Origin of the sequence: Hymenobacter glacieicola, assembly GCF_014640315.1 — a bacterium.
Classification (GTDB): domain Bacteria; phylum Bacteroidota; class Bacteroidia; order Cytophagales; family Hymenobacteraceae; genus Hymenobacter; species Hymenobacter glacieicola.
In genome coordinates, this window is the sequence record NZ_BMGS01000003.1 from 153,702 (window position 1) to 167,037 (window position 13,336).

Below are 13,336 nucleotides of genomic sequence, written 5' to 3' on the forward strand. Positions count from 1 at the left end.
AAGTTGCGCTGGCAACCCACCGATTCGAGTGAGATGCTTCGCCTCCGGCTCTGCATGACGCTGTTTTTAGGTATAGATGAGTAGCAAAACGGCTGCTGTTCACCGACCCAGCGAGAAATAGTTATGATATACAGGCTCTGTCTACTGCACCACTACCTCCACCCGCCGGTTGCGGGGGCGCTGCTGCGGGTCGCGGTTATCGGCTATCGGCTTGGTGCTGCCGTAGCCGTGAGCCGTAAGCCGCACTGAATCAATACCCTGCTGCACCAGGTACTGCCGCACCACCCGGGCGCGCTGCTCGGAGAGGCGCAGGTTCAGGGCGGCTTCGCCGACGTTATCGGTGTGGCCGGCTATTTCCAGCCGCATGGCGGGCTGCTCGCGCAGGGTACGGGCCAGAGCGTTAAGAATAGGGCGCGAGCTGGGCAGGAGCGCCGCCGTGCTCTGGGTGAAGTAGAGGTTGGGCAGCGTGACGGCCGCGCCTTTGCTGAGCGCCGTTAAGTCAGGCAGCTCGGCGGGTAGGGTATCGGCGTGAACTGGGGCGGCTTTGGCGGGAACTGCGTTGGTTGCTGCCGGTACCAGGGCTGGCCGGGGTTTGGCAGCTACCACGGGCGCGGGGCTGGTAGGCGGCCGAACCGGCTGCTTGGGCCTACCGGGAGCCGGGGGCGGTGCCGCCGCAACCGGAGCCGCTGCTGCCTTGGGCTTGGGTGGGGTAGCCTCTACCAACAGTAAAACAGTGGCGGGCAAGGTGGAGTACAGATTTGCCGTTGGAATGGGTACCGGGTCGGTGAACGTGTTCAGGTCGGGCAGTTGCCAGGCCAGCAGCGCCCGCGAATCCCGGTCGCTCTGGTAGTATTCCACTCGGAGGGCATAATAGCCGCCGGCCTTCATCTTCAGATGGGTAGTGGAGCGGGTTACCGGCTGATCGTGCCAGGAATCCAGCACTTTCTTCCCACCAATCCACACGCGCATGCCGTCGTCGGTGGCAATCTGGAAGGTGTACACTCCCGTCACGGGTGCGTACACGTGGCCCGCCCAGCGCACCGAAAAATACTCCCCCGGCACCCCCGGCCCCGGCGACACAAAATGGCTACCACCGGGGCCAACGGTCCAGTTGAAGTCGATGGCCCCGTCAGTGCGCGTGAGCACCAGCTTCTCGAACTGCTTGCCCGCGTAGTACTGTCCGCGCAGGCCCGTGCCGGTTTGGTGTTGGGCCCAAGCTAGGCCCGTGCCCAGGCAAAAACAGCCCGTTAGGAGTTTTCGAAGCAGACAGGAGGATAGCATAGTAGTAGACGGATAAGGTATTGACCGCAAGATGAACAGCCGGCCAGACTGCGCAACTATTATTCAGCGAGCAGGCTCGCTCTACTCAACGAAGCAATTCGCTACGCCTATATACTGGGCCGGAAGAAGAACCCCGCCGCCCGCCAGGCGCCGCCCCGGCCAGGCACCCCGAGGGGCGGCGGTGGTACTTCCGAGCAGCATATGCATGCAAGATATTTCGCGAGGCCCCGCACGACGGACGGGCAGGCGGGCATTGCTTCCGCCCCCAAATCTGGGAGCCGGGCCCCTACCCTAGCCTCCCAGATTGAAAGTTGAAGATTCCTGCCGTATCTTCGCCTTGTTACTTATCCAGAAAGACCGAGGGATTGGGCCCGACGACGTCTTAGCAACCTGAAATAAAACAAGGTGCTAATTCCCTTTCCAGGCCGTTTGGGCGGTTTGGAAGAAGATAAGAACAAGGCGCGCATTTCTGCACGGCTCTCTCTGGATAGGCACTTTTTCGCTGCCGATTTACTTGAAGAGCCGATATGCCGACGACCCTCCCCCACTCCCCGCTGCACGACATTCTGGCCCAGCGCGTCCTGATTCTGGACGGCGCCATGGGCACCATGATTCAGCGCCACCAACTGGAAGAGGCCGATTTCCGGGGCACGCGCTTCGCGGATCATCCCAAACCCCTGCGCGGCAACAACGACCTACTCAGCCTCACCCGTCCCGACATCATCAAGGGCATCCACGCCGACTACTTTGCGGCCGGGGCCGACATGGTGGAAACCAACACGTTCAGCGGCACCACCATTGCCCAGGCCGACTACGCCCTGGAGCACATCGTGTACGAGCTGAATTACGAGTCGGCGCGCATTGCCCGGGAAGTAGCCGACGAGTTCACGCAGCAGAACCCCGCCAAGCCCCGCTTCGTGGCCGGCGCCATCGGGCCCACCAACCGCACCGCTAGCCTTTCCCCCGACGTGAACCGCCCCGGCTTCCGGGCCGTGACCTTCGACGAGCTGGCCTCCGCCTACCACGAGCAAGTGCGCGGCCTCATTGATGGTGGCTCTGACGCCCTGCTCATCGAAACCATCTTCGACACGCTCAACGCCAAAGCGGCGCTGTACGCCGTGCAGAAGTTCTTCGATGAAGGCGGCCGCGTGGTACCCGTCATGATTTCCGGCACCATTACCGACGCCTCCGGCCGCACCCTCTCGGGGCAGACGGTGGAGGCGTTCTGGAACTCCATTCGCCACCTACCCCTGCTGAGCGTGGGCCTGAACTGCGCCCTCGGCGCCGATCAGCTCCAAGTCTACATCAAGGAGCTGAGCCGTATTGCCGACGTGCACATCTCGGCCTACCCCAACGCGGGCCTGCCCAATGCGTTTGGCGGCTACGATGAGTCGGCCCAGGAATTTGCGGGCGTGGTGGAAAATTACCTCAAGGAAGGCCTCGTGACGGTGGTGGGCGGCTGCTGCGGCACCACGCCCCAGCACATCGGGGAGCTGGCCCGCCTGGCGGATAAGTACCAGCCGCGGAAGCTGCCCGAGCTACCCAAAGCTACCCGCCTGAGTGGCCTGGAACCCTTCGGTATCTACCCCGACAGTCTGTTTGTAAACGTGGGCGAGCGGTGCAACGTGACCGGCTCCCGCGCCTTCGCCCGCCTCATCCGGACCGGCAACTACGAGGCCGCCCTGCAGGTAGCCCGCGACCAGGTGGAGGGCGGCGCCCAGGTTATCGACGTGAACATGGACGAAGGCATGCTCGATTCGGAGCAGGCCATGACCACGTTCCTGCACCTGATTGCCTCGGAACCCGATATTTCGCGGGTACCAATTATGATTGACTCCTCGAAGTGGAGCGTGCTAGAAGCCGGCCTGAAGTGCGTGCAGGGCAAGAGCATCGTCAACTCCATTTCCCTGAAAGAAGGCGAGGAAACTTTCAAGGAGCGCGCCCGCACCGTGCGCCAGTACGGGGCCGCCGTGGTGGTCATGGCCTTTGATGAGCAGGGCCAGGCTGACAACTACGAGAAGCGCATCGAAATCTGCCGGCGCAGCTACGACATCTTGGTAAACGAAGTGGGCTTCCCGGCCGAGGACATCATCTTCGACCCCAACATTCTGACGGTGGGCACCGGCATGGAGGAGCACCGTACCTACGCCCTCGACTTCATTGAGGCCGTCCGCTGGATCAAGCAGCACCTGCCCGGCGCCCTCACCAGCGGCGGCGTCAGCAACATTAGCTTCTCGTTCCGCGGCAACGACGTGGTGCGCGAAGCCATGCACTCGGCCTTCCTCTACCACGCCATCCGGGCCGGCCTGGATATGGGCATCGTGAACCCCAGCCAGCTAGCCGTGTACGACGAAGTGCCCCAGGACCTACTGGAGCTGGTAGAAGACGTGCTCCTGAACCGCCGCCCCGACGCCACCGAGCGACTCGTAGACTTCGCCGACACGGTAAAGCAAAAGGACAAAGTGGAGGTAGTAGCCGACGCCTGGCGCAGCTTGCCCGTGAAAGAGCGTCTGCAACACGCTTTGGTAAAAGGCATTACGGAGTTCATCGACGAAGACACCGAGGAAGTTCGCCAGCAAGTAGCTAGGCCGCTGGAGGTGATTGAAGGCCCGCTGATGGCCGGCATGAATGTAGTGGGTGACCTGTTTGGCGCCGGCAAAATGTTCCTGCCCCAGGTGGTGAAATCGGCCCGCGTGATGAAGAAGGCGGTGGCCTACCTGGAGCCCTACCTGCTGGCCGACAAGCAAAGCGGCGACCGGCAAACGGCCGGTAAAATCCTGCTGGCTACGGTGAAAGGCGACGTGCACGACATCGGCAAGAACATCGTGGGCGTGGTCTTGGCTTGCAACAACTTCGACATCGTGGACCTGGGCGTAATGGTGCCCCTGGAAAAGATTTTGAACGAAGCCCAGAAGCAGCAAGTGGACGTGATTGGCCTCAGCGGCCTGATTACGCCGAGCTTGGATGAAATGGTGTACGTGGCCCAGGAAATGGAAAAGCGCGGCCTTAAAACGCCGCTGCTCATCGGTGGCGCCACCACCTCCCGCCTGCACGCCGCCGTGAAAATTGCGCCCAACTATTCCGGCCCGGTAGTGCACGTGAACGACGCCTCTCGCTCGGTAGGCGTGGCGGCGGCCCTGCTGGGCTCCGCCGATGTGGAGTACGCCCGCACCGTGCGCGAGGAGTACCGCCAGCTCCGCGAAGACTATGCCGGCCGCCAGCGCGAGAAGAACTACTTGACCATTGAAGCCGCCCGCGCCAACGGCTTCAAGGCCGACTGGGACACCACCCGCATCGTGAAGCCGAGCTTCCTGGGCACGAAGGTGCTGGAAGACTATCCACTGGCCGAACTGGCCGAGTACATCGACTGGACGCCCTTCTTCCAGACCTGGGAGCTGAAAGGCCGCTACCCCCGCATCCTCACCGATGAGAACGTGGGCGAGGCCGCCACCCAGCTCTTCACCGACGCCCAGAAGCTGCTCAAGCAAATCATCGACGAGAAGCTGCTTACGGCCCGGGCGGTAGTAGGATTCTGGCCCGCCAACACCGTCGGCCACGACACCATCCAGATTTTCCAGGACGACACCCGCCAGGAAATCCAGACGGAGTTCTTCACCCTGCGCCAGCAGAGCGAGAAGGCGCCCGGCGTGCCCAACCTGGCTTTCTCCGACTTCGTGGCCCCGCGGGAAACCGGCCGCGCGGACTACATCGGCGGGTTTGCCGTGACGGCAGGTCTGGGCATCGAGAAGCTGCTGGAAAAGTACGAGCAGGAGCACGACGACTACTCCAGCATCATGGTGAAAGCCCTGGCCGACCGCCTCGCCGAAGCCTTTGCCGAGCGCCTGCACCAGCGGGTGCGCGAGGAGTTCTGGGGCTACGACCCGGCCGAGAACCTCTCCAACGAGGACCTGATTCAGGAGAAATACAAAGGCGTGCGCCCGGCCCCCGGCTACCCCGGCTGCCCCGACCACACCGAGAAAATTACCCTGTTTGAGCTGCTCGACGCCTCAACCAAAACCGGCATCCGCCTCACCGAAAACCTAGCCATGTACCCCGCCTCCTCCGTGAGCGGCCTCTACTACGCCCACCCGGAAAGCCGCTACTTCGGCCTCGGCCGCATCGGCCAGGATCAGGTAACGGACATAGCCGAGCGCAAGAACATGCCCGTAGCGGAGCTGGAACGCTGGCTGGCCCCCAACCTGAACTACGACCCGGCCAGCGTGCCGGTGACGGTGGTGTAGGCGCCTCACCCCCTAGCCCCCTCTCCGGAAGAGAGGGGAACTAACTTCTAGTTTCTAGTACTAAAAATTCAATTATATGAGTCAGGAAGCTGATTCTAAGCAGAATCTAAAATTAGAAGTTAGTCCCCCCTCTCTTCCGGAGAGGGGGCTAGGGGGTGAGGCAACCCATAAGCCAATCGAAGCCCGCTTAACTGCTGATAAATCGAAGTGGTACGGCCACCTGAAAAACTTCAGCGCCGAAATGCGCCGGCACTCGACCGAAGCGGAAGATAAGCTCTGGCAAGCGCTGCGTAACCGCCAACTCGCCGGTATCAAGTTCCGCCGCCAGCACAGCATTGACCGCTACATCGTTGACTTTGTGTGCCTTAAGCATAAACTAATTATAGAAGTAGACGGAGAAATCCACAACCAGCCCGATCAGCAGGACTACGATGCAGGCCGCTCCGCTTTACTCCAGGAACTCGGCTACCGAATTCTACGCTTCTCCAACGACCAAGTACTCCATGAACTAGATCAGGTAGTAGTAACTATCAAATCTGCTTTGTAATCACCCACGGTTCCCCTCCCCAAAAGTCGCCAGGCTCCCCCTCTCCTTTTCCGGAGAGTGGGCCAGGGGGTGAGGCGCCCACCAGAACGAGCCGGGACCACCAACTCCTATGAAAGTAACCGAACACCTAACCCGCGCCGACGGCAAGACGCTGTTCTCCTTCGAGGTGCTACCCCCCAAAAAGGGCGAGAACATCCAGAACCTATTCTCGAATATTGAGCCCCTGATGGAGTTCAAGCCGCCGTTTATCGACGTGACCTACCACCGCGAGGAATACGTGTACCGCCAGCACCCCAACGGGTTTCTGGAGAAGAAAACCGTGCGCAAACGGCCCGGCACGGTGGGCATTTGTGCCGCCATCAAAAACCGCTTCGATGTGGACACCGTGCCCCACCTCATCTGCGGGGGCTTCTCGAAGGAAGAAACCGAAAACGCCCTTATCGACCTGCACTTCCTCGGCATTGATAACGTGCTGGCTTTGCGCGGCGACCCCATCAAATCGGAAGGCCACTTCAAGCCCGACCCCGATGGGCACGCCTACGCCGCCGACCTGATTGGACAGGTGGCCAACCTCAACAAGGGCGAGTATCTGGATGAGGAGCAGGACGATACCTGGGCTACCGACTTCTGCATTGGCACGGCCGGCTACCCCGAGAAGCACTTCGAGTCGCCGAACTACGGGGCCGACTTGCGCTACCTCAAGCACAAAGTGGACCGCGGGGCCGACTACATCGTGACCCAGATGTTCTTCGACAACGAGCAGTTTTTCAACTTCGAGAAGCGCTGCCGGGAGGCGGGCATTACCGTGCCCATCATCCCCGGCCTCAAGCCCCTGACCACCAAAAGCCAGCTCACGATGCTACCCCGGGCCTTCTACCTCAACATCCCGGAGGAGCTGGCCGACGCCGTGCATCACTGCGCGGATAACGCGGCGGCCCGCGAAATCGGGATTGAGTGGTGCATCAACCAAAGCAAGGAGCTGATGGCCCACGGCGTGCCCTGCCTGCACTACTACAGCATGGGCAAGTCGGAGAGCATCCGGCAGGTAGCGGCGGCCCTATTTTAAATAGTGGGATGGTGAAATAGTGAACTGGTGAGTGTAATGTCCTAACGTTCTTGTAATACGGACCGTTAGAACATTACACTCACCAGTTCACTATTTCACCATCCCTCCGCTTGGACACCCTCGACGACCTGTTTGCGCGCCTGCGGGAAGCCACCACTCCGGCCGAAATTGAGGCCTTGCAGGATGGCATCTGGCACATCTGGCTGACGGCCAGCCACCCCGTGCTCGATAAGCATTTGGAGGCGGGCATGCGGGCCTTGGCCGCTGGCAACTATACCCTGGCCATCGAGGAGTTTACCCACTTAACGGAAGCCAGCCCCGACTACGCCGAGGGATGGAACAAGCGGGCCACAGCTTATTACATGCGGGGCGAATACAACGCCTCCCTACGCGACGTGCGCGAAACCCTGCGCCGAGAGCCCCGCCATTTCGGGGCGTTATCGGGCTGGGCGACCATGCTCCGGATGCTCGGCGACGACCGGGGCGCCCTGCGCGTGCTGATTCGGCTAGAGAAAATTTGTCCGGCTTGGCCGGGCCTGCAGAGCCAGCTGCGCGACCTGCGTGACCGGTTGGAGGAGTAAATTTGCTAAGCAGCTGAGCCTGACAGCACTTCCTTATTCTTGACTTGCTGAACTAGGAGGAAATTTGTAAATTTCCCGGACTAGGCAATACGTACGGCAACTCCCCCCAGCCGCGTATAGCCGCGCTAGGCTGTGTTGGCCCGGCGTTGTTGGTCCCACCCTTCAATTTCACTCCTGCGGCTCCTGGGAGCTGTATAGCATTTAACTAAGACTTATTTTTCATCATTACCCGTCGTCTGCTGGTTTTTCCAGGGGCGGCTGGGTTTTGCTGCGCGCTCATTCCCCATTTCCCACCCCCATTTCTCTTCTATGAAACAACTCTTACTCTCTTGCCTGCTGCTGGCCTCCGCGGCGGCATCAGCCCAGAAAATGCGCAAGTCCGAACTAGAAAGCGGGCTGCTGGAGAAAGGGCAGAAAGTTGGCGTTTGGGAGTACTACGCCTACACCCGCGACGGGAGCCAGGTAGTAACCCAGAAGTACGACCACACCGCCAAGAAGCTGGTGTTTAACCGCCCCTTCGATGATGTGCCCTACCCCGTGCAAACTGCGGCGGGCGAATGGACGCGCCAACGTGTAACTCACCCCGTCTTTTTTATCGGGGGCGACGCAGCCTTGGCTACGTACATGACCAAACTAAACTACCCGGTAGCGGCGCAGAGCAAGAATGTGCAGGGCCGGGTGCTGGTCTCATTCGTGGTCGACACCCTGGGCCAAGCCTCCAACCACCAGGTGCTGCTAGGCATTGGCTCCGGTTGCGACGAAGAGGCCCTGCGGGTAGCCCGCAGCATTCCGGCCCAGTGGATTCCGGCCCGCATTGGCAGCCACGCCGTGGTTTCTAAGTACGAAATGCCTTTCACGTTCCGGATGCGCCCCCAGTAGCGCTTGCCAGGAGTTTTCAGCTACTACGCTACCCCACAAATGCAGCCCGCTTCGTAAAGAAGTGGGCTGCGTTGCGTATAGAGCCCAGCCTGCTTTTGTTCTCCCATTCCAACAATCAATACCTTGCCGCTATGAAATCTCTCCGTTTGTTTTTGCTGCCTGCCATTGGACTGCTGCTGACCGCCTGCGACACTACCCCGCGGGAGCGCCAGGAAATAGTAAGACAGGAAGCCCGCAAGCTAGATACCGTTGCCGACCGCGCCGCGGCCAAGCTGCGCGTGGCTGGCCGCCGGGCCGCCCGCTTCGACTCTGTTTCCCGCGCCCGCAGCCGCCAGCCCCTGGATAAAGCAGCAGAGGCCACCTTCGCCAGCCAGCTGCTGGGCACTTACACGGAGGTGGAGAAGCTGACGCCCCAAACCATTGAGCCGGCCTTCGTGCAGTTTATGCAGCAGGTGCGGGCCAACCGCCGCACGTGGACCCAGCGCGACTGGGACTATGCCACTGCCATCAGCCGGCGCCTGAACGAGCAGTTCCGGGCCATCCGCCTCGATATTAAAGGGCGCGATGAGCTGCACATCCGGGCCCTGCAAACCGAGTTTACGGCCCTGGAAACCGGCCGCGACGTAAAGGACCTGGGCCAAGCCGTAAAGCAGCCCTAATCCGTACCCTTACTACGCTGAGCCCTGCCCTTTCGGCGGGGCTTTTTGCTGGAAGCCAGGGTAGTAGCGCGCGTGCCAGTTAGCGCCACCACAACGAGCGGGGTCCCTTCCGTGTCTGTACTTTTCACTTATGCCATCTATCGTTTTTTCTCGCGTGCCCTGGGCCAGTCTGCTGCTGGCGGTGCTGGCCAGCCTGGTGGCGCGAGCCCAGCAGCCTGCCCCAGTTATTAGGCCGCCGGTAATTACTATGGCCGAAACCGTACCCGCCGCCGACCAGTGGCTTAGCCCCGGTGACCGGCTGCAAGTACGCCTGGCTGGTACTCCGGGGCTGCGCGCTACCTTTCTGCGGGCAGTGCCGCTCACGGAGCTACCACCCGCTCAGGCCCAGGGCAAGCGTGGGGTCTACCAGGGCACCTACGTGGTGCAGCCCGGCGATACGCTCCATAACCGGCGCATCAACTTTCAGCTGCTTGCCCCAGACAGCCTTATGGCCACGGCCTTCAGCCGGCACACCGTGCGGTTTCTGAACCCGAACGAGCCCCAGCTGGCCCGCACCACGGGCGAACTGGCTTACCTCAACTACGGCCTGGGCGAGGACCGACTGGGTGGGGCCAAGCTCGGCTACCTCGATTCGGCGGTGGTACTGCACCTGACCGGACGGGTAGGCAACCAGTACCGCGTGCAACTGAGCGCCACTCAGCTGGCCTGGGTGCCCCAGGAGGTAGTGCGCCTGCTGCCGCCGGGCGGCTTCGTGCCCGCCGCCCTGACGGGTTCCTGGAGCGTGCAGGGCGATTCGCTGTATGACCACGTGCGCGTGTCGCTCGGCCAGCGCCTGCCCTACCGCTCCCAGCTACTCACCGAGCCCAGCCGGCTGGTAGTCGACGTGTTCGGGGCTACCTCTAATACCAACTGGATAACCCAGCGCGACGGCCTGCGGGAGCTGGGCGACGTAACCTACGAGCAGGTGCAACCCGATGTGTTCCGGCTGGTGCTGGCGCTACGCCACCGCCAGAGCTGGGGCTACCACATCGGCTACCGCGGCAACACCCTGGAAATTAAAGTAAAGCGCCCACCCCAGAAGCTTCGTCTGCGCAGCCTGACGGTGGCCCTGGACCCGGGTCACGGTGGCACCAACGTGGGGGCCACTGGCCCGAGCGGGGCCCGCGAGAAAGACCTTACCCTGGCCATTGCCCTGAAGCTGCGCCGGGAGCTGGAGCAAGCCGGCGCCCGCGTGCTCATGACCCGCGAAACCGATGCTACCGTGGACAACGGCGAGCGGGTGTTGCTCCTGCGCCGCCTAAACCCCGATGTACTGGTCAGTATTCACGTCAACTCCTCGGGTAGCGCGGCGGCGCAGGGCACCAGCACCTACTACCGCTACGTGGCGTTCCGGCCTTTGTCGGTGGCGCTGTACGAGCAGATGCGGGCCACGGGACTAGCGGGATTCGGCAACGTGGGGAGCTTCAACTTTGGGCTGAACGGCCCTACCGAGTACCCGAATGCCCTGGTCGAAACGGCCTTTGTGTCGAATCCTGCGGATGAAAAGCGCCTTACTGACCCACAGTTTCAGCAGCGCATGGCCACGGCCATGAAGCAGGGGTTGGAGGAGTTTCTGCGGGCGTGCCGGGCGCCGGGGCCGCGGGGGTGGCTGCTCGGCCAGTCGGCTACGGAGTAAGCATGAGGCTGGCTTTTAGCCGCAACTCGCACCAAAAGCAAGCCGACTGGTATGTACCTACATCCGTACCCACCGTATAGTCCGGGAAATGCTACGTAAGCGGACAGGCTTATCTATAGCTTTTTAGCAAAAAATAGTTGAGCTGTCCATAAAAAGGCGCCCCTTGGTCGTCTACCTTGTTGGCTGCCAACTCGTACAGCCCTGCATTGCCTCTAGACTGTCCAGCTGGCAGCCTGTTCTTCTACCACCTCCCACAACACCCGTTTTCTTTTATGGCAAATGACTCCTTACTGGACCGCAGCCGCACCATTGCTGGGCCGGGCTACAACCGCTGGCTGGTTCCGCCCGCTGCGCTAGCTATTCACTTAGCCATTGGGCAGGCCTACGCCTTTAGCGTTTTCAACAAGCCGCTGGGCTCACTCATCAGCCGTGATGCAGACAACCCGGCCCCCGATGACTGGACACTTTCCCAGATTGGCCTTACGTTCTCCATTGCCATTGTGCTGCTGGGCTTGTCGGCAGCTCTCTTTGGCAAGTGGCTTGAGCGGGTAGGGCCACGCAAAGCCATGCTGGCTTCGTCGCTCTGTTTTGGCGGAGGCTTTTTGATTGCCTCCTTGGGTGTGTCGATGCACAACATCTGGCTGGTGTATTTCGGCTATGGCTTTGTGGGTGGTATTGGGCTGGGCATCGGCTACATTTCGCCCGTGAGTACCCTCATCAAGTGGTTTCCTGACCGCAAAGGCGTGGCTACTGGCATGGCCATCATGGGTTTTGGCGGCGGCGCTATGATTGGCTCCCCGCTGGCCACCAACCTGATGGCCCATTTCAAGGACTCGGCGCCGCAGGGTGTAGCTCCCACCTTAATCGTTATGGGACTTATCTACCTGCTGTTCATGCAGTTTGGGGTATGGACCATCCGGGTGCCTGCCGACGACTGGAAGCCGGCTGGCTACGTGCCTAGCACTGAGCACAATGCCCTTATCACAACGGGCAACGTATCGGCCGACAACGCCATCAAAACACCACAGTTCTGGCTGCTATGGATTGTGCTGCTGTGCAACGTAACAGCGGGCATTGGGGTGTTGGAAACGGCCTCGCCGCTTATTCAGTCCGTTATTTCCGGCACCGAAAAAGGCCGGGGCATGACGGAGCCAGCACTGGTAGCCGCCGGAGCCGGTTTTGTGGGCCTGCTGAGCTTATTTAACCTTCTGGGCCGCTTTTTCTGGTCATCGGCCTCTGATAAGCTGGGCCGCAAGGTTACCTATGCCATCTACTTCGGGCTGGGTATTATCCTCTACGCCCTAGCCCCTACGCTAAGCCACAACGCCCAACTTGCTCTGTTCGTGGTAGTTTGCTGCGTAATTATCAGCATGTACGGGGGCGGCTTTGCTACCGTGCCAGCGTACTTGTCTGACTTGTTCGGAAAATTCCAGGTAGGCGCCATTCATGGGCGCTTGCTTACCGCCTGGAGCACGGCCGCTATTCTAGGCCACCTGATAGTGAGCATGCTGACGGAAAACGCCAAGGCTTCAGGCCTGACGGGTGCGGCCACCTACCAGCCGGTTTTCTACACCATGGCGGGGGTACTGATCTTGGGTCTGCTGGCCAACCTGGCCGTGCGCCCCGTGAAAGAGCAGTACTATGAAAAGGGCCCGGTTACCGCTGAAGCAGGTGGACACTAAGCCGGCAATTTCCACTCCTCAAACCTGATTTCAGATATGCATACTCCTCCAAATACCTCTTCAACGGCGGCTACCCCCAACGAGCCGGCCGCCGTTGGCGGCTCGGCCGTACTGGCTTGGCTGTACGTGGGCATTCCCCTGGCCTGGGGCGTGTCGCAAACGTTTATCAAAGCCCTGGCGCTGTTTAAGTAGCACGCCTATCGTTATTTTTTCGTCTTCAGAAGCACCCAAGCGGGTGCTTCTGTTGTTTTTGGCTTGTACGGCCACTTAGCCCTACCTTCCTCGTATGCCTTCGGATTCTTCCGCTCCCGCCGCCATCGTTCTGCTCGAATCGTTTCGGGATGTTATTACGGCTCATTTAGCTAAAAATCAGCTTGATGCGGCCGGCATCCCGTGCTTTCTGGGCAACGAGAACCGGCCCTACGGCCCGGTGCTGGGGGCCGTGCGCCTGTTCGTGCGAGCCACGGATGTAGCGGCGGCCCAGGAAGTGCTACATGCCCAGCGTGCCCCCATGCACGCCATGCCGCCCGAATCGGGAGAAGAGCCTGCGGCCGGTACTCCGCGTTGCCCCCGCTGCCACCACTCCGACGTAGTGTGCCGCCACCAGCCCCAACCCACCGACAACCTCTTCGTGAAGCTGCGCCTGTGGCTTCTGGCTTCCGAAAAACCCCAGTGTCATTGCTTTACCTGCGGGCTGGAGTTCGAGGCAGAATAACACGAAAGCC

Annotated in this window: 11 protein-coding genes and 1 riboswitch; of the genes, 10 read left to right on the forward strand and 1 reads right to left on the reverse strand. The window is 61.0% G+C overall.

Features of this window, described 5'->3' with window-relative positions; all coding sequences use genetic code 11:
• Nucleotides 1-141: 141 nt before the first annotated feature.
• Nucleotides 142-1,281: an OmpA family protein gene (locus IEW18_RS06570; protein ID WP_188557033.1), complete on the reverse strand. Its 1,140-nt coding sequence runs from the start codon at nt 1,279-1,281 to the stop codon at nt 142-144.
• Nucleotides 1,282-1,622: 341 nt separating this feature from the next.
• A riboswitch (SAM riboswitch) is annotated at nt 1,623-1,736 on the forward strand.
• Nucleotides 1,737-1,808: 72 nt separating this feature from the next.
• Between IEW18_RS06570 and metH the strand changes: the two genes are divergently transcribed.
• The 10 genes from metH to IEW18_RS06620 all read left to right on the forward strand — a co-directional run bounded on the left by metH (nt 1,809) and on the right by IEW18_RS06620 (nt 13,326).
• Entirely contained in the window at nt 1,809-5,522 is a 3,714-nt protein-coding gene (gene metH, locus IEW18_RS06575) for a methionine synthase (RefSeq protein ID WP_188557034.1), read from the forward strand.
• A gap of 76 nt (nt 5,523-5,598) precedes the next feature.
• Nucleotides 5,599-6,069 (forward strand): endonuclease domain-containing protein, encoded by a 471-nt coding sequence (locus tag IEW18_RS21845; protein ID WP_188557035.1) that lies wholly within the window; start codon nt 5,599-5,601, stop codon nt 6,067-6,069.
• A gap of 109 nt (nt 6,070-6,178) precedes the next feature.
• Nucleotides 6,179-7,135 carry a methylenetetrahydrofolate reductase [NAD(P)H] gene (gene metF / locus IEW18_RS06585; protein WP_188557036.1) on the forward strand — a complete coding sequence of 319 codons (957 nt, stop codon included), beginning with the start codon at nt 6,179-6,181 and terminating at the stop codon, nt 7,133-7,135.
• 110 nt (nt 7,136-7,245) lie between these two features.
• Entirely contained in the window at nt 7,246-7,716 is a 471-nt protein-coding gene (locus tag IEW18_RS06590) for a tetratricopeptide repeat protein (protein WP_188557037.1), read from the forward strand.
• A gap of 309 nt (nt 7,717-8,025) precedes the next feature.
• The gene (locus IEW18_RS06595) at nt 8,026-8,595 is read left to right on the forward strand and encodes an energy transducer TonB (RefSeq protein ID WP_188557038.1); all 570 of its coding nucleotides are present in this window, start codon (nt 8,026-8,028) and stop codon (nt 8,593-8,595) included.
• Nucleotides 8,596-8,726: 131 nt separating this feature from the next.
• Nucleotides 8,727-9,254 (forward strand): hypothetical protein, encoded by a 528-nt coding sequence (locus IEW18_RS06600; RefSeq protein WP_188557039.1) that lies wholly within the window; start codon nt 8,727-8,729, stop codon nt 9,252-9,254.
• A gap of 130 nt (nt 9,255-9,384) precedes the next feature.
• Nucleotides 9,385-10,929, forward strand: a complete 1,545-nt coding sequence (locus tag IEW18_RS06605; protein WP_188557040.1) for an N-acetylmuramoyl-L-alanine amidase — start codon at nt 9,385-9,387, stop codon at nt 10,927-10,929.
• 272 nt (nt 10,930-11,201) lie between these two features.
• Nucleotides 11,202-12,611: an OFA family MFS transporter gene (locus IEW18_RS06610; RefSeq protein ID WP_188557041.1), complete on the forward strand. Its 1,410-nt coding sequence runs from the start codon at nt 11,202-11,204 to the stop codon at nt 12,609-12,611.
• A 36-nt stretch (nt 12,612-12,647) separates the two neighbouring features.
• Nucleotides 12,648-12,803 carry an MFS transporter small subunit gene (locus IEW18_RS06615; protein ID WP_188557320.1) on the forward strand — a complete coding sequence of 52 codons (156 nt, stop codon included), beginning with the start codon at nt 12,648-12,650 and terminating at the stop codon, nt 12,801-12,803.
• A gap of 94 nt (nt 12,804-12,897) precedes the next feature.
• Nucleotides 12,898-13,326: a putative signal transducing protein gene (locus tag IEW18_RS06620; RefSeq protein ID WP_188557042.1), complete on the forward strand. Its 429-nt coding sequence runs from the start codon at nt 12,898-12,900 to the stop codon at nt 13,324-13,326.
• Nucleotides 13,327-13,336 lie beyond the last annotated feature (10 nt).